Source organism: Chitinophaga rupis, from assembly GCF_900109685.1.
Taxonomy (GTDB): Bacteria; Bacteroidota; Bacteroidia; order Chitinophagales; family Chitinophagaceae; genus Chitinophaga; species Chitinophaga rupis.
The window spans coordinates 223937-245453 of the sequence record NZ_FOBB01000005.1 but is presented as its reverse complement, the minus strand read 5'-3'; the positions used below and the strand labels follow the sequence as shown (position 1 = coordinate 245453).

Here is a 21517-nt window from a genome sequence, read left to right as displayed (position 1 = left end):
AAATGAAAAAGATCTCCTTTTTAATATTAGCGGTATTAAGTTTGGCATCGTGTAAAAAGTTCCTTACTGAAAACAATCCGAACTATGGAACGGTGGGCGCCTACTTCAAAACCCAGAACGATTTTGACCTGGCAGTGAACGGCGCCTATAGCCAGCTGCGTGGGCTTTATAATAACAGAAGCGCCTGGATCATGGGCGAAATGCGCTCAGATAACACGCACTATGACTATAAATCATCTGACCAGGCAGTAGCCACCGTAAACCGTTATGCAGTTGCTGATTTCCTGGATGATAAATATAATAACCAGACACCTCCCAAATGGAATGCCGGCTTTAGCGCAATATCAGCCGTGAACCTGATCATAGATCATATCGATGATATTCAGTTACCGGATGCCAGCCGCAATGCTATTTTAGGCCAGGTAAAGTTTATCCGCGCCCTGACATACTTTGACCTGGTGCGTTTCTATGGCGGGCTGCCCATCTATAAGCATGCGCCGCTTACCCGTGAAGAAACCTATATCCCGCGCTCTACCGTGCAGGAAGTATATGACCTGATCATTGCCGATGCTACTGATGCTGCAGCTATGCTGGATGCGCCGGCTTTTCCGCAAACCGGGCGTGCTACAAAAGGTGCGGCGCTTACCCTGCTGGGCGATGTATACCTTACCCTGAAAAAGTATGACCTTGCTGAAAGCGCCTTAAAACAGGTAACTGCAATGGGCTACACGCTGTTCCCAAACTATGGCGACGCATTTCAGCTGAACAACAAAAACGGCAAGGAATCTGTATTTGAGATCCAGTTCAACACCGGGCTGGCCGTGCCACAGGCCAATACCGATGCTTCTATTTACAATTTCATACCGCGTATGACCAACACCACGGTGGTAACAGGTGTAAACTTTAACAACGTTACAACCGTAGGTGGTTTTAACACGCCTACACAGGACCTGATCAATGCTTATGAAACAGGCGATCAGCGCCTCGATGCATCTATTGCTATAGCAGAGGGCACCTTTAATGCCACAGATGATTTTACAGCAACTGCGGTTGTATCATCTGTAAACTATACTGCGCCTGCAGGCAAGGTGGGCCGGCCCTTTCCTAAAAAGTTCCTTCATACACATACCATCGGCGGCCAAACAAATGATAACTGGCCGGTTTACCGCTATTCAGAAGTTTTACTGCTGCTGGCTGAAAGCCTGAATCAACAGGGAAAATCCGGTGAAGCATTACCTTATCTGAATGCTGTAAGAGCACGCGCCTTTGGTGATGCAACCCACAATATCAGCACTACAGACCAGGCAACATTACAGACCATTCTTTTAAAGGAAAGACGGGTAGAGCTGGCCTTTGAAAATAAGCGCTGGCTGGACCTGGTACGCACCGGCAATGCCATCACAGTAATGACTGCTTTTGGCGTTAAACAAAAGGCGCAGTATAGTTACCTGCAACCGGGCAGCTATAATGTTACCCAGGACCGCCTGCTGTTTCCCATACCCAATGCGGAAATATTGCTGAATGATAAACTCACACCAAATCCCGGATATTAAACAAAGCCATTTAACCAAAACCCATAATAATGAAACAGATCAAGAATCTGGCAGGTATTTCCTGCCTACGGTCTACCTGTGCTAATTTGAGTGTTATTGTGCTGGTTGTACTGGTAGCTTCCTGTACCCGGAAAACAGATGAGGTACAATTAAAGAACGAAACGCCTGAAAGGGCGCCCAAAACAGAGCTGGCCGGAACCTGTTGCTGGGTAGCTATCACCAATCAGGCCACCAAAAAAATTGAAGTCTATGACCCTGCAGATGCTTCCTGGACCACGCCCAAATGGAGCTGGATGCCTACCACTGCCCTGTCGTACATTAGCTCCAGTGAAATATCACTCTGGGATGTGCCTACAGACATCAAGGTGCGGAACAATACTGTATTTGCAAATACCGCGCAGGTGATCACCGCCACCTCCTACCGGCTGGCCACTATTGCACGTTATACCGGTACGGGCCTGCAGGGGCAAAAGCTGTGGGTAATGGGTTTTAATGATACCACCAGCCTGCATGCTATGGAAATATTACCGGACGGCAACTGTGTGGTAGCCAGCGCCGGCAAAACATGGCCGCAGGGATATATCCGTGTATATTCATCGTCACAGCCCTCACCCAATCATGGCGTGTACACGCAATACGGTTTCACCTCCGTGCATGCAGTGCTTTGGGATCAAACGCACCAGGTACTTTGGGCGCTGGGAAATCAGCTGAGAAAATACACTTATAATACTCCTGGATCCGGCGGCAGCATCACAAACCCGAAGCTGCATTTAGATACTACTTATGATTCTTTGCCAAGTCCCTGGGGGCACGATCTTAGTGCCGATGTAAATAACCCGGACCAGCTGTTGCTTAGCACCAATGGCGGGGTTTATACTTTCCATATCTCCACCGGTACTTTCGATTCCATACCCACAGCGGCATTTGGAAACTTTGTAAAAGCCATCAGCAGCCAACCGGGGCAGAACACCCTTGTGGAAACACGGCCCAGCTCAGGCTGCACCCTCAACTCATGGTGTACATCTGTTGTTAATTTTTATAACGCTACTACCGGTGCTGCTACGGGCTCACGTACCGTGAGCGGGGCCGCTATTTATAAAGGAAAAACATTTGATCCTAACTATTATTGATACATATCCTATGCAAAGAATAGTGCTGATAGGCGCTGCCTTTTCATTGATTATTTTTCAAATGGCCTGCAGCAAAAAACCGGGGGCCCCATTGGCTCCCGGTCCTATAGATAATCCGCCTGTAGTACAGGCTTATCCCGGGTTTCAGCTGGCTTTAACCAATGATGCCAGCAAGCAGCTGGAGATCTATGATCCCATGATCACAGACTGGAATACCGCGGAGGCAAAAAAATGGAGATGGTCCCCGACCACTACGCTGGGCTTTAGCGCCAATGAAATTAAGAGCTTTGGCGGAGGCACCGATTTCAAAGTGCGGAAAATGCAGATCTGGCAGGATGCCAGCTATGCAGCCATCAGCGACAACGGAATGGCGGCGGTCATTGCTTATCCATCCGGGCAGCGCGTATGGTCAAAACTGATCAGCGGCAACCTGCATTCGGCAGAGCTGCTGCCCAATGATAATATTGCCCTGGCAGCTTCTGACGGCAATTGGGTGAGGGTATATGCTTCCTCACAGGGAGCTGATAACAGCACCTATGCGGAGTTTTCACTGGGCGCGGCGCACGCCGTGTTATGGGACCCGGTCATTAATGGATTATGGGTTACCGGCCAGGACTTATCCAACAATACGCACATCCTCACTGCCCTGGCAGTTGGCGGCAGCGATGCCTTGCCGGAGTTAACCGAATTAAAACAGTACCGGGTTAGCCTGCCAACTGCGTGGGGCCATGAAATAAGTGCATATTATGGCAATACCAACCTGCTATGGATAACTACCAACGGCGGAGAATATGTGTTCAATAAAACTACAAAAACCTTCTCCACCTCCCCTACCAACAATCTAACCTTTGTAAAAGGTATCGGGAACCAGCCCAGCGGACAGCTTGTACTGGTGCGGCCTGACACCAATAAAAATCCGCGCCCTGCAATCAGCTGCACGCTCAACGACTGGTCATCCAGCACGGTTGATTTCTATACATCCGGCGGGCAATGGCAGGGATCGAGAATAGTAAATGGCGCTTGTTTTTATAAAGTAAAAATAGTTTACGACAATTATCAGTAATGTACTTTAGAATATATACCTGTTGCCTGGCCCTGCTGGGCATGAGCGCCGGAAGCAGTACTGCGCAGCAGCATACACCGGCACTGATCCCCATGCCCCATTCCGTAAAAATTGATACCGGCCATTTTGTTTTCGATTCCAATACCCTGATCCGGACAGCCGTCCAGGAAAAAAATGTTGTTGCGTATTTCACAGACTACTTATTCAGCAGCTGGCAATTCAAAAACAGGGTGATAACAGACACAGCGGGCCAGCGGCCAGAGCTGCTTATTACTACAAGCGGTTCAGAACAATTACCTGCAGAGGGTTACCGGCTAACAGTAACGCCTAACCGTATTACACTTACGGGTAGCAATGCGGGCCTGTTCTATGGCATGCAAACCTTACTGCAGCTAATTCCTGCACCAACAAACGGAACAGCTGCCATACCCTGCCTTAGCATAGAAGATGCGCCCCGTTTTGGCTACCGCGGCCTTATGCTGGATGTTTCCCGGCATTTCTTTACCGTGCAGCAGATCAAAGACCTGCTTAACCTGATGGCTTACTATAAGCTGAACCGTTTTCACTGGCACCTTACAGATGACCAGGGTTGGCGGCTGGAGATAAAAAGCTACCCGGAACTAACGCAAACAGGCGCATGGCGGGTGCCACGCCTTGAGTTTAGCGGCACTACCCTCCCGCCGCAACCTGGTGAACGGGCCATTGATGGCGGTTTTTACACCCAGGAACAAGTGAAGGAAATTATCCGCTATGCTGCTGAAAGGCATATTGAAATACTCCCCGAAATAGATGTACCCGGGCATTCCATGGCCGCCATAGCAGCTTATCCTGAGCTATGTGTTACGCACAATGCTAATACTAAAGTTAACCCGGGCAGCCCCTTTGCCAAATGGTTCCCCACAGGTGGCTTTGAAATGTATGAAGATAATTCGCTGACCCCCACTGACGAGCGGGTGTACCAGTTCCTTGATAAAGTATTGGGAGAGGTAGCTGCCTTATTCCCATACCCTTACATTCATATTGGCGGCGATGAATGTTACAAAGGCTTTTGGGAGAAAGATACCAGTGTGCAGCGGTTCATGAAGGAACATCACCTAAATAATACCCATGAGCTGCAAAGCTATTTCATTTCAAGAGTAAATAAGATCATTCAATCCAAACACAAAAAGCTGATCGCCTGGGATGAGGTAGCAGCCGGCAATGCAAAAGACAGCATCACGATCATGAACCGCTTTGGTGAAAAAGATGCCCTTGAGCAAATTAAAAAAGGGCTGAACATTGTACTGGCGCCCGGTAATAACGGCTTGTATTTTGATTATGCGCAAAGTACCTCCGACCAGGAACCATCCAGCCATGGCGGTAATGCCCCGGTATGGAAAGCCTACCAGTATAATCCGGAATATTCTGCATTATCCGCAGCAGCGCGTACACACATTATGGGTGTGGAAGGCTGCATATGGACAGAGAACATCCCCAATGTATCCAAATTGCAATACATGCTGCTGCCCCGCATGCTGGCACTTGCGGAAACAGGATGGAGCGCCCAGGCTGATAAAGATTATCAACGCTTTGCCGGTACTGCATTGCCAGCACACCTGGAGCGCTTTGATAAAGCGGGTATGAACTATCGTGTGCCTGCGGTGCTTAATTATGCGGATACAACCATCGTAACCAATACTTTCAGGTTTGAGGCAGTGCCGCCTGTGCCGGGAGCGCGGATCTTTTACACGCTGAACAACCGGCCGCCAGGAGACTACGATCACGAATACACGGAACCTGTAACCATTACCATTCCCAGGGGGAAGACTATTATCCTCAAAACCATTGTTATTACGCCTGCGGGCCACAGAAGTATTATTACGCGCACTGTACTGGATAATAAAACTAAATAGTAGCCATGCAAAAATTCTTATTCCATGCTTTCACGATCGCTGCGGTATTTGTTGCTACCTGTGTAAAGGCACAGCAGCCATCAGAACGTTTTGAAGAGGTGGCCGCCAGGTTTAAAAGTCCGGGCCGGGATTATGGAACCGTGCCATTCTGGGTATGGAATACAAAGGTCAGCAAAAGCAATATTGATTCCATGCTGAATGATTACCGCAAAAATGATTTTGGTGGTGTGATCATTCATGCGCGCCCCGGGTTAATTACGGAATACTTATCAAAAGAGTGGTTCGATCTGTTTGAATACGCAGTGCAGCAAGGGAAAAAGCTGGGGCTGAATATCTGGATCTATGATGAAAACTCCTACCCTACGGGTTTTGCCGGCGGATTAGTAGGCGAGCAAATGCCGGAGGCCTATAACCAGGGGCAAATGTTATTTATGGAAGAAGCCAGCCAATTGCCTGCTGATGCTTCTGCATTCTTTATATGTCTTAAAGAAGAAAATGGATCTTATAAGGATGTTACCGCTCATTTACCCGATGAAGCAGGCAAGGCCGGGCATTACCGGCTATTCAGAAAGGTAAATTATCAAAGATCAAACCGGGGTTCGGTTGCAGGCCCTATAGGCGTGTCTTACGTAGACCTGATGGCCAAAGGCGTTACGGATAAGTTTATTGATGTTACCTACAAAAGTTATGAAAAAGTAATGGGCAGGGAATTTGGCAAAGCGATCAAAGGTGTTTTTTCTGACGAACCCACCATCATCAATGAAGGGAGCAACAGCGTACGCTGGACGCCTGACCTGTTTGACCGGTTTTATAAGGATTGGGGCTACGATCTCAGGTTACAGCTGCCATCCCTGTTTACAGAAACAGGCGACTGGAAACGGGTACGCCATAATTATTACCAGGTATTGCTGGAATTATTTGTGGAGCGATGGTCTAAACCGGTATCTGCCTACATGAGCGATCATCAGCTTACCTGGACCGGGCATTACTGGGAACATGGCTGGCCAAGCCCTTACCATGGGCCGGATAATATGGCTATGTATGCCTGGCATCAGATGCCGGGTATTGATATGCTCTTTAACCAATTCAATGAAGATAAACCTGTGCAGTTTGGCAATATACGCGCTGTACGGGAGCTGGGCAGTGTGGCCAACCAGCTGGGGAAAACACGTACCCTGTCTGAAACGTACGGCGGCGGTGGTTGGGAGCTTACTTTTAAGGATATGAAACGCCTGGCCGACTGGGAGTTTGTATTAGGGGTTAATTTTTTGAACCAGCATTTATCGTTCATGACCTTAACGGGTGCACGTAAATACGATTATCCGCCCAGCTTCTCTTATCATGAGCCCTGGTGGCCCTATTACCGTTTCATGAATTATTACTTCAGCCGACTGTCTTACCTGTTATCCCGGGGGCAGCAGTATAACAATATCCTGGTAATTGAACCTACCACTTCGGCCTGGATATATTATGCCAGGCGCGCTGAGCACAAACGTTTCTTCGGGATCACCAAAAGCTTTAATGATTTTGTGACCCTGATGCAAAGATCGCAGCTGGAATATGATCTGGGTTCTGAGAATGTGATCAAAGATCATGGCCGTATTGATGGCAACAGCTTTGTAGTAGGCCAGCGGGCCTACAAGGTGGTAGTGATACCGCCGGGCATGGAAAATATAAACAGCGCTACCTTCCGTTTACTGCAAGCCTATATGGCAGCCGGAGGAAAGGTGATCTGTTTTGAACAATTGCGCTTAGTAGATGGCGCTGAGAGCAGTGAGCTTTCCGGCATCGGCCAGCCTCATAACGTAAGCCGGGACGCCTTGCGGCGGCTGCTCCATAATGAAGGTTTCAGTATTGCAGGCATAAAAGGCGATAGCATTGGCGGTAACATTTATCACCAGCGCCGTAAGCTGGCCAATGGCGAGCTATTACTGTTAACCAATGCCAGCATGACCGGCGCATCTTCAGGTACCATCAGCATGCGGGGCCAGGATGTAGTACAGATGGATCTGCATACCGGAAGCATCTCCCGTATTAGCTATTCGCAGCATGAGCAGGAAGTACAATTCGATTTTAATATTCCGCCTGCCGGTAGCCAGGTGCTGTTTATTGCTGATAAAAAATCACCAGGGTATAAGACCGCAGCGCCGCCAGCACAACGGACCACCGTAAACGCTTTCCCAATAAAAGTGAGCAGGCCGGCATACAATACCCTGACCATTGATTTTTGCGATCTTCATTTACATCAGCCGGATTCCAACTATACCCATATACATGTAGGCCAGGCTTCCAATACTGCGTTCAAACATAATGGTGTTACGGATGGCGTGGGCAATCCCTGGAATAACCGTACCCAGTTTAAAGACGCTATTGTTAAGCGCGACACTTTTGCTACCGGCACCGGCTACACGGCTGTTTATCATTTTAATGTGGAGACGGGGGTTGATGTCCGGGATTTTAAAGCAGTGATAGAACAACCCGGGCTTTGGCATGATGTAAAAATTAATGGCACTGCCATTAAGAACGAACCCGGGCAATGGTGGCTGGACCGCTCATTTGGGGTGTACCGTATTGGCAGCTACGTAAGAACCGGGGATAATGAGCTGGCCGTAACCGTTTCCCCCATGCGTATTTATGCCGAAATTGAGCCGGTGTATATTTTAGGAGATTTTAACCTGGCAACAGCAGCACAGGGCTGGAACATTGTTAAGCCGCAACCCTTGCAGCCCGGTTACTGGAACAAGCAGGGATTGCCTTTATATGGCCAGGGTATCACCTATACGAAAACATTTACAGCAGCTGCCCCGGCCTCCTATACAGTAACCTTGGGTAAATGGAGAGGCACTGTGGCGGCGGTAAAGGTCAACGGCGTATTTGCCGGCATCATTACTGCTGAACCCAATACCCTCGCTATCGGGGAATTTGTAAAAAAAGGAAATAATAAGATTGAAGTAACAGTGATCGGCAGCCTGAAAAATGTTTTAGGACCTTTTTATAACAAGCCGGCGCCGGGTTTAGTGGATCCCGGTAAATGGTACAATATAAAAACACAGCCACCGGGGAATGAATATGATCTTTATGATTACGGGTTAGAGGATTATGAGATTAAGTTGATGCGTTAAAAAGAATACCAGGGCAGTTTACCCTGGTATTGCTTATTTAACCACCATTCCCTTTATCCCTCCTATTATATCATTCAGCGTTACCGGCTTTTCATTTTTCCAATAGGTGGCCTTGCCATCCAGGTAGCCTGCCACATAAACGTCGTTGCCTGCTACTGTGATCACCTTTACCCCGGCGCCGGAAGCTTCGTTGCCGGTGGTTAGCTGTACGGCGGTCCCATTTTTCCAGCAGACAACAATGTTAGCGCCTGCCGCGTTCCGGGTGATCCCGGCCACATATACATCATTGCCTGATACGGCAATAGCATCTGCCCTGGCGCCCCCTGCAAGCATAACAGGCTCACCGTTCTTCCAGTACATAGCCACTTCTTCTCCCGCTGCATTAATTGCAAAACCCGCCACATAAACATCATTGCCGGATATGGCAATAGCATTGGCTTCTGCACTCTTTGTACCATCTGTCAGGGCTTTTGCATTCCCGTTCTTCCAGCAGGTAGCCACATATTCCCCTTGCTCATTTGCCCGGTAACCGGCTATGTAAACATCGTTCCCGCTGAGGGCAATGGCATTTAATTTAGTGTTTTCCCCAAATGAGACGCCCTTTCCATTTTTCCAGTACATAGCCAGGCCACCATTATTTCCAATCACATGTACATCCTGGCCGGAGATACTAATACCTGCTGCTTTTGCATAGGTGCTTCCATCGGTGAGCGTGGTGGCTTCCTTGTTCTTCCAATAGGTAGCAACCGGCTCACCTGCAGCATTATCCTGATAACCCGCCACATACACATCATTGCCGGATAGCGCAATGGCCGATGCGCCTGCATTTGTTTTACCATCCGTCAGCTGGATGATCTCTCCGTTTTTCCAATAGGTAAGGCCGGCTCTTGTACCGGAATAGTCGTCATATACTAGGAGTATTGAGGGTGAGGATTGTGCCTGAAGAATAGAGGTTGTGGCTAATAATAATAGTAATGCACCTGCTGGTTGTTTAAACTTTCTGATCATTCTTTACTTTTTTGTTCGTGTTGAGGTGTGGGTTATGCGGTGAAAGCATTCCTCAAAAATAGGTGGCAGGCGGGGTTCTTTGCATTTTTAAGCGACTACAGATCTACTACCATGGCCTCGGAAGGCGACTACAAAGCGTCTACATCGTTTACCTGATCAGATTGAGTGGGACAGACCAAATTTTTTACTATAAAAGCGCACTAACCAGTAAATTTGAAGAAAGACCAAGATATGGATGAAAGAAAGAAGCATTGGGAACAGGTATATCAGACAAAATCACCTGGACAGGTTAGCTGGACACAGGCTGTTCCACAAACCTCACTCGATTTCATCAAGGACACTGCCGTTTCCAAAAACGCCCGGATCATTGATATCGGCGGTGGCGACAGTAAGCTGGTTGATTTTCTAATCAGCGAAGGTTATGAGCAACTTACTGTTCTGGATATATCGGAGAAGGCTTTAGAACGCGCAAAGAGCCGGCTGGGCAAAGATGCATCGAAAGTAAACTGGATCGTATCAGACATAGTTGAGTTTAAGCCAAAAGAGACTTATGACCTTTGGCATGACCGTGCAACTTTCCATTTCCTCACCACACCTGCCCAGATTTCAGCCTACCTGGAGCTTGCAGGTAAAAGCGTCAGGCAATACCTTATCGTTGGTACTTTTTCAAATGGGGGCCCTGAGAAATGCAGCGGGCTTCCTATCAGGCAATATTCTGAAGCAGCACTACAGCAAACCCTGGCAAAAGATTTTCAAAAAATAAAATGCATTACGGAGGATCATGTCACTCCTTTTGACACCGTGCAGAATTTTACGTTTTGCAGCTTTAAAAAAGCCAACACTGTCCACATATGAATATGCGAATAACCCATATCAATCCATATCCACCACTTAATGGCTATGTGAGCAAAATATGGGTTTTCGAAAGCAGCGGCCGTATTCCCGCCGAAGACATGCGTCTGATTGTTCCGAATGGCATGGTTAAATTAACGATACCGTTTCGCAATGGGGTCTCAGGTAAAAACGAAACTATGTATCACCTGTCGAAGGAATCCCGCCTGACCTTGATCGGTATTGGCGATATCCCGGCGATCATAGACGTGGAGCAGGACAAGCCATCAGGTACTATCGGAATCGAGTTTTCAGCAGCCGGCGCCTACCGTTTTTTTCAGCTGAAGCAATCGGAAATAAAAAACAGGATCTTTTTATTGGATGAGGTCTTAGATCATACAGCCCGCCAGGTACAGGAAATGATCGCCAATCACGGATCTGTTGCAAAAAAGCTGCATGTCATACAGCAGTATCTGATCGGAAGGCTGCGGCGGTCAGCGGCTGATCCCCTGATTGATTATTGTGTAATGCTGATCAAAAACACCCGGGGTCAGATAACAGTCCGCCAATTGGAGCAAAAGACAGGCTATAGCGGCAGGTGGCTGAATGATAAATTTCAGCATAAGGTAGGCATAAGCCCAAAGAGCTTGTGTTCCATCGTACGTTTCCAGCAATTTTATGAACCCTGGGCACGAAGTGGCTGCCATTTTAATGATAACCTGTACCATTACTTTTACGACCAGGCGCATTTTATAAAGGAATTCAAACGCTTCACGGGCCTGTCTCCGCTGAAATACACTAAATCGGAGAACGAGTTTGGCCGGATCTTTTATAAAGATTAACACTTCCGATTCTTACAATTTTTGCTGCAGATGGTTTTGCACCTTTGTACCGGACTACTATCAGGACAAAAACGACATTATGAAAACAGATAACACCGATTTTAAGCATTTATATCAGGCGCTGATTGACCGCATCCTGAAAGGAGAAGGTTACAGCACGCAACAGGACAGGCTGGCGGCCTTTGCCAATGAGAACGTGCAACCGCCGTTAGATCTGCTCGTTGACAAAGTGGCTCACCAGGCTTTTAAAATATCCGATAAAGATATCGATATGGCCAGGCAGTCCGGGGTTAGTGAAGATCAGCTGTTTGAACTGATCGTTTGTGCGGCTGTGGGCCAGGCTTCCAGGCAGTACCAAAGCGGTTTAAGCGCGTTAGCCGATGCAACAAAAAAAGAAGGAGGTCCTTATGCGTCTTGAAATACTAAATAGTGGCTACAAGTTTGGTACTAAATTGCTTTTCGGGGTCATCAGGTTGTTTTCCGGCTACCCGCTGCCGGATGCGGCCAGGCTGGTATTTTACCGGCCTGATTTTTACGGAAATCCAGCCAAAAACTTTACACATAGAGCTATGCGGGGTCCGTCCGCGTGGTCAGTGGGTGACAGAGAACTAATGGCAGCCTATATATCACGCATGAATGAATGTAACTTTTGTGTAAAAGCGCACGGCGCCGTTTCCGCCAAAGCTTATGATAATACAGCCATAGTAGAAGAGGTACTCGCCGATTTAAAAACTGCGCCAATAGATCAGCCTTTGAAGTCAACCTTGATTATGCTGGGTAAACTAACCCGGGAAAATTCGGTTAATGCAGCCGACATGCGGGCTGTATTAGATTCAGGTGTATCTTCTCAGCAGATAGAGGATGCCTTAGCTATTTGCTTTGCATTCAACATTACCAACCGGTTAGCAGACGCCTTCAATTTTTATGTACCCTCAGATAAAGCGTTTGACGCAGGCGCCAGCTACCTGCTAAAACGGGGATATGCCTGATGGTTTCTATTATCGATACCTACGGCGGCTGAACCTCAATCGTTAGCCACTGAGCTTTCAGTCAACATCGGGCAATTATCAGTAGCATTCTATGGAGGATCGCCCGAAAATCTTTTATTCCTCTTAAGGCATTGTCACAACCTCGTATTTCAAATTCCATACCTTGATAGCTTCTAATATGGGTAGAAAAGCTAACCCCTTTTCAGATAACTTATATTCTACCCGTGGTGGTAATTCTTTATAAGCCATCCTTTCTAATAGCCCGTCTTCTTCCAGCTCTTTAAGTTGCTCCGTGAGCACTTTCCGTGTTATATGCGGTATGATGGCATCCAACTGCCCAAAGCGAATGGTTCGTGTACCAATTACATTTATGATTATTGGTTTCCATTTGTTGCCAATAGTACCAATAGCCCTTGTAAATGGGCAATTCGAATTACAAAATCTTTCGTCTTTCATATTTCTAAAATTTGTAGTTACCGAATAGTAACCAGTATATACTTAAATGGTTACAAAAATATACTATTAAAGGTACCTTCGCTAAACTAATTCTAAAAAATACGGAAATGGGTAAATTAAAAAACAAAGTAGCCGTGATTACAGGCGGCAATAGCGGTATTGGATTTGGTATTGCTGAAGCATTTAAAAACGAAGGCGCAGCCGGTGCAATCGCCGGAAGAAATGAGGCCACGCTGAACAGTGCTGTTAAAACCCTGGGTAGTAATTTTATCGGTGTAAAAGGAGACGTGACAAATCCTGATGACCTGGAGAACTTGTTTAGGACTACGGCTGACAGGTTTGGGAAAATAGACGCATTGGTAGTGAATGCTGGTGGCGTTGTGGACGGGATCCCATTGATGACGATAACCGATGTAACGGAAGAAGGTTACGATCGCTATATGGACCTGAATTTAAAAAGCGCCTATTTCACCGTAAAAAAGTCGCTTCCTTATTTAAATGACGGCGCTTCCATTATACTGATCGGGTCGAACGCCGCATACCGGGCTGCGCCCGGAGCGACGATATACGCTGCCGCAAAAGCAGCCGTTATTTCATTGGCCAGAGGCTTATCGCTCGATTTATTGTCAAGGAGAATAAGGGTGAATACAATTTCGCCTGGCTCAATTGATACGCCGGTTTTTGGAAAGATGGTACCGCAGGATGTAGTGGACCAGGTGAAGCAGATCTACATAGATCTTACGCCGCTTGGCAGGCAGGGAACGCCGGCTGAGATCGGGAAAGCGGCTGTTTTTTTAGCCTCAGACGATTCAACATTCATTGTAGGCGCCGATATCTTAGCCGATGGCGGTATGGCGAATGTCTTCTCAGTTAAATAACTTATCAACAACGGAAACAATGAGTAAATTAAAAAATAAAGTAGCGATAGTTACAGGTGCATCAAAAGGAATTGGTGCAGGAATTGCAAAAGCATTTGCCAAAGAAGGTGCAAAGGTTGTTGTAAATTATGCTTCAAGCAAAGCAGAAGCGGACAAAGTAGTTAAAGCCATAACCGATAATGGAGGCACCGCAATTTCAGTGCAGGGCGATGTATCGAAGGAAGCCGATGTAAACAGGCTATTTGAAGAAGCAAAGAAGGCTTTCGGCACCCTGGATATTTTGGTAAACAATGCAGCATTTCAAGGTTACACACCTATTGAACAGGTATCGGTAGAAAGTTTTCATCAGCATTTCAACGTCAATGTTTTGGGTGCTATACTTACTATCCAGGCATCTTTAAAACTGTTTAGTGATAAGGGTGGCAATGTGATCAATATCAGTTCGGGTGCAAGCAAAATGCCTCTTCCCACAGCTTCGTTATATTCTTCAACCAAAGCGGCATTAGATGCCATAACCATTTCTTTGTCGAAAGAATTGGGTGCAAAAAACATTCGTATCAATTCTATTTTGCCGGGAGCCACGGAAACAGAAGGAGCAAGCAGTGCGGGTGTTACTACCGGTAGTGAGTATGAAAAATTGTTTATTGCCAATACACCGCTTGGACGCAGAGGACAACCCGAAGACATTGCGAAAGCGGCCGTTTTTCTTGCTTCCGATGATGCAGGCTGGATTACGGGAGAGCAAATTTCCGTTTCGGGCGGTATGTATGGTTTTTAAATCAGCAATAACCAAAAGCCACAGATACACAAGTTATCTGTGGCTTTTTTAAAGAAATCACTTTTTTTAGCCGCAGCTTCCACTTATTGATATGGCAGCTGTTGCCGTGTATGCTATTGACAATGCTCACGGGGATCTAACTTGCTCAAATACAATACAAAGCCAAAAAAGGCCTCCATTTTTTCCGGATTTCGTAAATCTTTTTCCGGATCGGATTACCGGCCCCTCCCATTCCGTGTGACCTTTGCGCCTTGAAACGATATCACAATAGAATGAAGTATTACTTATCAGCCCTCTTTTTATTATGCACACTGGTGGCCGCCGCACAGGAAAAAACCGGCACCATTAAAGGAAAGGTACGTACTGCCGATGGGCAGCCGGCCGGATTTGTAACCGTAGGTATTGCCGGCACCAAAATAGGCGCCATCACTACTGAAAGCGGCGCCTACCAGCTGGACCGCCTGAAACCAGGCACCTACACCGTGCGTACCAGCGCCGTGGGCCTGTTGACACAGGAAAAAACCGTAACTGTAATTGCCGGTCAGATAGTGACCGTAGAAGATATTAAGCTGGAAGAATCTGCCTCCAAACTGAAAGAGGTGGTAATTGAAGGACAAAAAACCAACTATAAACCCAGCGAAGTTTCCAATACCCTGCGCTTAAAAACATCCCTGTTGGAAACGCCACAGAACATACAGGTGATCAGCGGCAAGCTGATTGCCGACCAGCAGATCACCGATATGCTGGAAGGCGTAACCCGCAATGTGAGCGGCGCTACCCGTGGCGAACACTGGGATAACTACGCCCGGATCTATATGCGCGGATCCAACATCCCCGCTTTCCGCAACGGTATGAATGTAACCATGCCCTTTGGCCCGATGACGGAAGATATGAGCATGGTAGAACGGATTGAATTTGTAAAAGGCCCTGCCGGTTTTATGATGGCCAACGGAGAGCCCGGCGGTTTTTATAACGTGGTAACAAAAAAACCTACCGGCATTACCAAAGGCGAAGTGGGCGTTACCTTTGGCAGCTACGACCTGTACCGCGCCACCCTGGACCTGGATGGTAAGCTGAGCAAAGACGGCAAGCTGCTGTACCGCCTGAACCTGATGGGACAATCCAAAAACTCTTTCCAGCAAATTGACTACAATGAGCGCTACTCTGTAGTGCCGGTGCTTACCTATAAGCTGGACGACCGTACTTCCCTGACTGCGGAGTATACCTTCCAGTATTCCAAAGTACAGATGATTGGCGCTAACTACCAGTTTTCCCGCAAAGGTTATGCTGACCCGGATGTACCGCGCAGCTTTACCACCACCGCACCTACCCTGCCCCCTTCCAAAACCAATGACCACAGCCTGCTGTTAAACCTGCACCACCAGATCAATGACGACTGGAGCGTAACGGCACAGCTCATGTATGAGAACTACAAGCTGAGGGGCAGCTCTGTATGGCCCGGCGTACAGCCCGATTCCGCCGGTTACATGCGCCGCGCTATGACCATATGGGATGTGGACGCCGTAAACAGGCTGGGACAGATCTATGTAAACGGTGAAGCCCATACCGGCAGTGTAACCCACCGCCTGCTGGGTGGTATAGATGTTGGCGAAAAAAATAACTACTCCGACTACGGCCAGTTTAAATATATAGACGCTGCCAGTACTTTTAATATTTACAACCCGCAATACGCCGCTACTGCAGATATTACACCGTTTGACCACAGCGTTCCTGTAAGCCAGCGCACCGGGCCAAATGCCTCTGTTTTCACCACTCTGCAGTCTTACAAAGGCATTTACGTGCAGGATGAGCTGCGTTTCCTGCAGGACCGCATCCGCCTTACACTGGCCGGCCGTTATACCTACTCAAAAGATAATGACGGTTCTGAAGTGGAATCTAAAAAATTCACACCGCGTGTAGGCTTAAGCGCAAGCCTGGACCGCAATACTTCCGTATATGCATTGTATGACCAGGCTTTTGTACCTACCGCAGGTTATGACAGCGCGAAGAGCCGCTCTTTTGTACCGGTTACCGGCGATAATGTGGAAGTAGGTTTAAAGCGCGACTGGTTTGGGGGCCGCTGGAACAGCACCCTTTCCGCCTACCGCATTTACCGCAACAATACCGTTACCGGCGACCCGAACAACATTAACTGGTCAACCCAGCTGGGCCAAACCCGCACACAGGGTATTGAGCTGGATATCCGCGGCCGCATCGTAAAAGGCCTGGATGTAACCCTCAACTACGCCTATACGGATTCCAAGATCACCGACGATACCAATAAAGGCAATATAGGTCAGGCTACACCCGGTACTGTCCGCAACATTGCCAACGGCTGGCTCTCTTACCGCCTGGAAGAAACCAAGCTGAAAGGTTTGGGTATAGCCATTGGCGCACAATACCAGGGCGGCCGTTTTGCATGGTATTCCTTTACCGGCGAAACCCCGCTGGAAGATTATTTCCGGATGGATGGCAGCATTTCGTACCAGGGTTCCCGTTACAGCGTTAGCCTGAACGTGAACAACCTGCTGAGCAAATACCTCTATTCAGGATCTATTCTGAATGATGGTGCGCCATATTACTTCTGGATACCGGAAGCACCGCGGAACTTCCGTTTGAATGTAGCTTACAGGTTCTAAAAATAACAGGGTATTCCCTTTCTAAAAATTACTGGCTCCGTCGGGCGTGCCTTGCAAATAACTGCTGGCATCTTCTGACGGAGTTTTTGTTTTGTTGACTGTACCCACGGCAAACAAGGTGCGCCAATACTGATGTTTAATTTTTTTTTACTCTACTGTCCGGTTGATTGATCCTCAATACTGTCAATGCTTACATTTGAAACACTGCATGGCCGCCGCAGTGCACATTTAGCTGATACGGAAAAAAAATTTTGGCAATTTAATTTTTAATGTATTTTCGGGAAACACAACAAAAAACAGCCCTCATGTTAACTTAGCCATTACAAATTCAGATCATAGATGAGATCATCCTATTTAATGACCCTATTCATCTTTATTATTTCAGCTTCTTACGCCCAATCAACTATCCAGGGAAAGGTAGTCAATAAAGAAAATAGAGCAGTAGAATTTGTCACATTAATACTTAAACAGGATTCGGTTACTCTTTTTGCGGCCTATACTGACAGCCTGGGAAATTATAATTTCGAGCAAGTACCCCAGGGTGTGTACAGAATGTTCATTTCACGCCTCGACTACGAAAAAGTAACCCTGATCATTCACATTAACCGGGATACCACCATCAATATCCAGCTTCCAGACAACGCTAAACAGTTGAAAGAAGTTGTGGTAGCAGGGAAAGCTCAGCTCATAGAAAGAAAAATTGACAGGATGGTTTTTAATGTAGAAAATTCCATTGGAGCTTCAGGAGGAGATGCCCTGGATGCACTCAGAATAACTCCCGGCGTACGTGTACAGGACAATCAGATATCCATGGCAGGTAAAGGAAGCGTAGCTGTTATGATTGATGACAGAGTGTTACAGCTGTCAGGAGAAGACCTGGTTAATTTTCTTGCCACTCTTAAAAGTGATAATATTAAAAGCATAGAGGTGATCACCAATCCTGCTGCAAAATATGATGCAGAAGGCAATAGCGGTTTAATAAATATAAAACTTAAAAAAGCAAAGGTAAATAGCTGGAATGGCGCAGTATTGAGCAGCTACACACAAACTTCCTATGCTGCGGGCAACATTGGCGGCAACTTCAACTATCAGAAAGACAAGTTATCCTTTATGTTCAGTGTGGATTATAAAAGAGGCGCCAGAAAAAGGACGGAAACAGATGAGCTTTACTACCCTGATCAATCCTGGAACACGGATTTTGTCAAGAAAATAAACATCAATTACACAACGGTTAACGCGGGTATAGATTATAGGGTTGGCAAAAAATGGACTACGGGATTATTATTTTCCGGGAGCTACAGTAAACCCGTGATTGATGAATATGACGCAGGTGTGATCAGCAGTAATGATCATATAGATTCCCTTCTCAATACCGTTGCAACCACGGCAAGAAAAGTAAATTCGAGCTCTCTGAACTGGCATGCTGATATAGATCTTGCCAAGAGTAAGCTCCTGTTAAACTTTGACTACTTTAAGTTTAATAACAATACAAACAGGGATTTTAGCACAACCGGCTATTCCACTTTTCTGTCAACGAAAAACGCTGGTGTACAGGGAATGAATAACTATACAGCAAAGGCAGATATGGAAACGCCCATAAGAGGGATAAAGATGCTGTATGGGGCAAAAATATCATTTACAGACACCAATAACGATCTGAAATATTATAATACAACTACAGGAACGCCTGTATTGAACCCGGGGCAGAGTAATATCTTTAATTACAAAGAGAATACAACGGCCGTTTACCTTTCCGGGGATAAACAATTCAGAAAGAAATGGCAGATACAGGCAGGATTACGGCTGGAGCACACTCATACGACAGGTAATTCTGTAACCTACGGCAAGGAGAACACGAACGACTATACACAGCTTTTCCCTACCCTTTTTGTTTCTTATGCTCCTGATGATATTCATTCATGGGTAATAGATTATGGAAGGAGGATCTCAAGACCGGGATATGCGAGCCTGAATCCATTTAAGTTCTATTCCAGCCCGTACAATTACACTGAGGGAAACCCTTTTCTAACGCCAAGGTACACGGATAATGTGGAGTTGAAATACGGGTATAAGAATATACTTTATACAGCAGTCTACTATGCACATGCAAGTCATGGTTTTGGAGAAGTACCCTTTGCGGATGAAGTGACCAAGGTACAATACTTCACACAACTGAACTTTTATTCGAACAATCAGATGGGATTTTCGGAATCGTTTAGTTTTAACAGGCTAAAATGGTGGGAAAGTGAGACGAAAGTGGATGTTTATTATTCAGCCTCAAAATTTATCAGGACGGTTAATCTGAAAAATACAGACAGCTGGGGATGCTATGTGAGTAGCAACAATTCTTTTATTCTGAATAAATATTTAAAAGGGGCTATCAACTTCTGGTATCAGGCACCTGAATATTCATTATTGTATAAGTATAGGTCGCGGGCCAACCTGGACCTGGCCCTGAGATATTCCCTGCTGAAGAATAGTATACAGCTATCGTTTGTAGTACAGGATATCCTGAAGACCGCCAGGAATTACAGTACCGTATATACGGATGGCATCAGGCAGGTGTATTATGATTACAGCGATAACCGGCTTTTAAGGATTTCAGCAACGTACAAATTTGGTAATAAAAAAATTAATATAGAAAAAAAGAGCTTCGGAAACGACGAAGAAAAAGAACGAGCAAATAATTAACCCTATATATTTCCACCGGTATTTAGTCAACAAGATATTCATTGCGCAAGAATTGCGGGAATAATTGACGCATTTCGTAACCCAAAGAAAAAAAACAAGATGCCCCTTTATTAACTTCAAAAACAAATTAAAATGAAACAAGAAGAAATCCAAAAACTGACAGATTTTCTGGGTGTTAAAGTATTGACCCCAATGGAAGAAAACTTAGTAGTAGGCGGTGCTGCAGAAGTAGACCCGGTTGACGTAGGTCACCATCATGACCATGATAGCGTTGAAGCTGCATAATCAAATCTTAAGGAGGGAGTAGGCAACTACTCTCTCTGCTCTCTATACTATATTCTATCCTTTAAAATTCATGACAATGGAAACATTACAGGAAATCGATGTAAAAAAATTCAGTGCAGAATGGTGGGATAATTTCCTTGAAGTGACACAGGGCCAGACCAAAACCGCTGTATTCAAAAATTGTATGGACAAGGATGAAACAGCATTATTAAGGAGCCTTGTTTTAGATATACTCAAAGAGCTCTGTATATTAAGAACGGTAAAATATGGCTTCCGGGCATATGTGAATGGCCGCATCATTAACACGGAAGAAATGGGCCAGATCTACGATGCGCCGCCGCTGGAAGGCGAAGATGTGGAAACATGGTCTGCACGTGTATTTGGTGATAAGAAATTTGGAATGATCATTAACCTCGGCGAGAAGTTTAATCTTCAATTATCCACTATAATCGCATTGAAGGCAGAACACCTGTTTGAAAGAGTAGGCTTTCCCCGTGACGGCGTTAACTTCACCTTGTTTATTGGTAATTATGATAAAACTCCTCTTGGAATACATAAGGACCCTACCGGCCAGAATGTAATCCATTTCCATTTAGGCCCCGGCCCCAAGACAATGTATACCTGGGATAAGGATCTATATGCCGACCTGCTTTCACAGGGATATAAAAGAGAAGAGGTAGATTCCCTGCTACCTTATGCCACTGAATTTTCTTTTGAAGAAGGTGATCTGTATTTCATGCCTGAAGGAGAATTCCACATCGGCAAGCAGGAAGGGCTTTCTGTGGCGGTAACTTTCTGGCAGTATAACCTTACCAAAGAGAAGCTGGCAAAAAAGATGCAGCTGGTGATCCACAGACAGTTCCTCCAGAAAAATGAGGATATCCTGGCGCCTGACAGATCCTCCCTTGAGAGTACTGACGGTATCGCAGAGATCCTGGAAGCATTTACGATTCCTCCTGAGCTGAGCAGCCTCAGTTATATGGATCTGATGCGGGAAGCATACAGGGAGCTGCGATATTCTGTAGCCAGCAATGCAGGATACAGGACCAGCCCTTTAGTAGGAGCTGAAAAACCATTATTTGAACTCCATGACCGGGTGATCCGGGAAGCGCCTTTTAAGATCCGCTATCGTAAATCTGAATACAGTGGAAAATTACATATATATGTAAGAGGCGTAAAAATCGAATTCAATGATTTTGAAGGTATCAGATCATTAATAAACAAGATCAATGAAGGACAGGAGCATTCGGTAAGCGAGCTGCTTTCCCTGCTTGATCCCACCTGGGATAAACAGATTGGTCTTTATATCCTGAAAATGATCTATGGTGCTCATGGCATCCGTAAAGTAAACTAACTTATT

Annotated in this window: 17 protein-coding genes; 15 read left to right on the top strand and 2 right to left on the bottom strand. The window is 46.2% G+C overall.

The genetic code is table 11. The features are described 5' to 3' along the window. Positions 1-2: 2 nt before the first annotated feature. The 5 genes from BMZ54_RS20490 to BMZ54_RS20470 are packed head-to-tail and all read left to right on the top strand — an operon-like array spanning position 3 to position 8760. Positions 3-1553 (top strand): RagB/SusD family nutrient uptake outer membrane protein, encoded by a 1551-nt coding sequence (locus tag BMZ54_RS20490; protein WP_089916481.1) that lies wholly within the window; start codon positions 3-5, stop codon positions 1551-1553. Between the two features lie 29 nt (positions 1554-1582). Continuing rightward, entirely contained in the window at positions 1583-2683 is a 1101-nt protein-coding gene (locus BMZ54_RS20485; RefSeq protein ID WP_089916477.1) for a DUF6528 family protein, read from the top strand. Between the two features lie 10 nt (positions 2684-2693). Continuing rightward, positions 2694-3746, top strand: coding sequence for a DUF6528 family protein (locus BMZ54_RS20480; RefSeq protein ID WP_089916474.1), 1053 nt, complete (start codon positions 2694-2696; stop codon positions 3744-3746). Further along, positions 3746-5638: a beta-N-acetylhexosaminidase gene (locus tag BMZ54_RS20475; RefSeq protein ID WP_089916471.1), complete on the top strand. Its 1893-nt coding sequence runs from the start codon at positions 3746-3748 to the stop codon at positions 5636-5638. Before BMZ54_RS20480 ends, BMZ54_RS20475 begins: the two co-directional genes overlap by 1 nt. A 5-nt stretch (positions 5639-5643) precedes the next feature. Further along, positions 5644-8760: a glycosyl hydrolase gene (locus BMZ54_RS20470; protein WP_089916468.1), complete on the top strand. Its 3117-nt coding sequence runs from the start codon at positions 5644-5646 to the stop codon at positions 8758-8760. 33 nt (positions 8761-8793) lie between these two features. On the opposite strand, the gene BMZ54_RS20465 is transcribed toward BMZ54_RS20470, so the two are convergent. After that, positions 8794-9768, bottom strand: a complete 975-nt coding sequence (locus BMZ54_RS20465; protein WP_089916465.1) for a hypothetical protein — start codon at positions 9766-9768, stop codon at positions 8794-8796. Positions 9769-9981: 213 nt separating this feature from the next. On the opposite strand from BMZ54_RS20465, the gene BMZ54_RS20460 reads away from it, so the two are divergent. The 4 genes from BMZ54_RS20460 (at position 9982) to BMZ54_RS20445 (ending at position 12430) form a co-directional block, all read left to right on the top strand. After that, on the top strand, positions 9982-10623 hold the full coding sequence (locus tag BMZ54_RS20460; protein ID WP_238386633.1) for a class I SAM-dependent methyltransferase: 642 nt from the start codon (positions 9982-9984) through the stop codon (positions 10621-10623). Continuing rightward, positions 10620-11441 carry a helix-turn-helix domain-containing protein gene (locus BMZ54_RS20455; RefSeq protein ID WP_143081085.1) on the top strand — a complete coding sequence of 274 codons (822 nt, stop codon included), beginning with the start codon at positions 10620-10622 and terminating at the stop codon, positions 11439-11441. The genes BMZ54_RS20460 and BMZ54_RS20455 overlap by 4 nt, the downstream gene beginning before the upstream one ends. Before the next feature lie 79 nt (positions 11442-11520). Further along, positions 11521-11859, top strand: a complete 339-nt coding sequence (locus BMZ54_RS20450) for a hypothetical protein (protein WP_089917135.1) — start codon at positions 11521-11523, stop codon at positions 11857-11859. Next, positions 11822-12430, top strand: coding sequence for a carboxymuconolactone decarboxylase family protein (locus BMZ54_RS20445; protein WP_202909314.1), 609 nt, complete (start codon positions 11822-11824; stop codon positions 12428-12430). The genes BMZ54_RS20450 and BMZ54_RS20445 overlap by 38 nt, the downstream gene beginning before the upstream one ends. Positions 12431-12553: 123 nt before the next feature. Here BMZ54_RS20445 and BMZ54_RS20440 read toward each other — a convergent pair whose 3' ends face one another. Then, the gene (locus BMZ54_RS20440) at positions 12554-12886 is read right to left on the bottom strand and encodes a winged helix-turn-helix transcriptional regulator (RefSeq protein ID WP_089916456.1); all 333 of its coding nucleotides are present in this window, start codon (positions 12884-12886) and stop codon (positions 12554-12556) included. Positions 12887-12993: 107 nt separating this feature from the next. Here BMZ54_RS20440 and BMZ54_RS20435 point away from each other — a divergent pair, with 107 nt between their 5' ends. The 6 genes from BMZ54_RS20435 (at position 12994) to BMZ54_RS20415 (ending at position 21511) form a co-directional block, all read left to right on the top strand. Next, on the top strand, positions 12994-13764 hold the full coding sequence (locus tag BMZ54_RS20435; RefSeq protein WP_089916453.1) for an SDR family oxidoreductase: 771 nt from the start codon (positions 12994-12996) through the stop codon (positions 13762-13764). Between the two features lie 19 nt (positions 13765-13783). Further along, positions 13784-14542 (top strand): SDR family NAD(P)-dependent oxidoreductase, encoded by a 759-nt coding sequence (locus tag BMZ54_RS20430; RefSeq protein ID WP_089916450.1) that lies wholly within the window; start codon positions 13784-13786, stop codon positions 14540-14542. A 272-nt stretch (positions 14543-14814) separates the two neighbouring features. Beyond that, positions 14815-17181 carry a TonB-dependent siderophore receptor gene (locus BMZ54_RS20425; protein WP_089916447.1) on the top strand — a complete coding sequence of 789 codons (2367 nt, stop codon included), beginning with the start codon at positions 14815-14817 and terminating at the stop codon, positions 17179-17181. A gap of 339 nt (positions 17182-17520) precedes the next feature. Further along, the gene (locus BMZ54_RS20420; protein WP_089916443.1) at positions 17521-19872 is read left to right on the top strand and encodes a TonB-dependent receptor; all 2352 of its coding nucleotides are present in this window, start codon (positions 17521-17523) and stop codon (positions 19870-19872) included. A gap of 132 nt (positions 19873-20004) precedes the next feature. After that, positions 20005-20157, top strand: a complete 153-nt coding sequence (locus BMZ54_RS32975) for a hypothetical protein (protein ID WP_156093022.1) — start codon at positions 20005-20007, stop codon at positions 20155-20157. A 76-nt stretch (positions 20158-20233) separates the two neighbouring features. Further along, complete coding sequence (locus BMZ54_RS20415; RefSeq protein ID WP_089916437.1) at positions 20234-21511, top strand: hypothetical protein; 1278 nt, start codon at positions 20234-20236, stop codon at positions 21509-21511. Positions 21512-21517 lie beyond the last annotated feature (6 nt).

Bases quoted from the DNA above. Each gene is read 5' to 3' on its own strand.
- BMZ54_RS20490 (WP_089916481.1), top strand. From the start codon at position 3: ATGAAAAAGATCTCCTTTTTAATATTAGCGGTATTAAGTTTGGCATCG.
- BMZ54_RS20485 (WP_089916477.1), top strand. From the start codon at position 1,583: ATGAAACAGATCAAGAATCTGGCAGGTATTTCCTGCCTACGGTCTACC.
- BMZ54_RS20480 (WP_089916474.1), top strand. From the start codon at position 2,694: ATGCAAAGAATAGTGCTGATAGGCGCTGCCTTTTCATTGATTATTTTT.
- BMZ54_RS20475 (WP_089916471.1), top strand. From the start codon at position 3,746: ATGTACTTTAGAATATATACCTGTTGCCTGGCCCTGCTGGGCATGAGC.
- BMZ54_RS20470 (WP_089916468.1), top strand. From the start codon at position 5,644: ATGCAAAAATTCTTATTCCATGCTTTCACGATCGCTGCGGTATTTGTT.
- BMZ54_RS20465 (WP_089916465.1), bottom strand. From the start codon at position 9,768: ATGATCAGAAAGTTTAAACAACCAGCAGGTGCATTACTATTATTATTA.
- BMZ54_RS20455 (WP_143081085.1), top strand. From the start codon at position 10,620: ATGAATATGCGAATAACCCATATCAATCCATATCCACCACTTAATGGC.
- BMZ54_RS20450 (WP_089917135.1), top strand. From the start codon at position 11,521: ATGAAAACAGATAACACCGATTTTAAGCATTTATATCAGGCGCTGATT.
- BMZ54_RS20445 (WP_202909314.1), top strand. From the start codon at position 11,822: ATGCAACAAAAAAAGAAGGAGGTCCTTATGCGTCTTGAAATACTAAAT.
- BMZ54_RS20440 (WP_089916456.1), bottom strand. From the start codon at position 12,886: ATGAAAGACGAAAGATTTTGTAATTCGAATTGCCCATTTACAAGGGCT.
- BMZ54_RS20435 (WP_089916453.1), top strand. From the start codon at position 12,994: ATGGGTAAATTAAAAAACAAAGTAGCCGTGATTACAGGCGGCAATAGC.
- BMZ54_RS20430 (WP_089916450.1), top strand. From the start codon at position 13,784: ATGAGTAAATTAAAAAATAAAGTAGCGATAGTTACAGGTGCATCAAAA.
- BMZ54_RS20425 (WP_089916447.1), top strand. From the start codon at position 14,815: ATGAAGTATTACTTATCAGCCCTCTTTTTATTATGCACACTGGTGGCC.
- BMZ54_RS20420 (WP_089916443.1), top strand. From the start codon at position 17,521: ATGAGATCATCCTATTTAATGACCCTATTCATCTTTATTATTTCAGCT.
- BMZ54_RS32975 (WP_156093022.1), top strand. From the start codon at position 20,005: ATGAAACAAGAAGAAATCCAAAAACTGACAGATTTTCTGGGTGTTAAA.
- BMZ54_RS20415 (WP_089916437.1), top strand. From the start codon at position 20,234: ATGGAAACATTACAGGAAATCGATGTAAAAAAATTCAGTGCAGAATGG.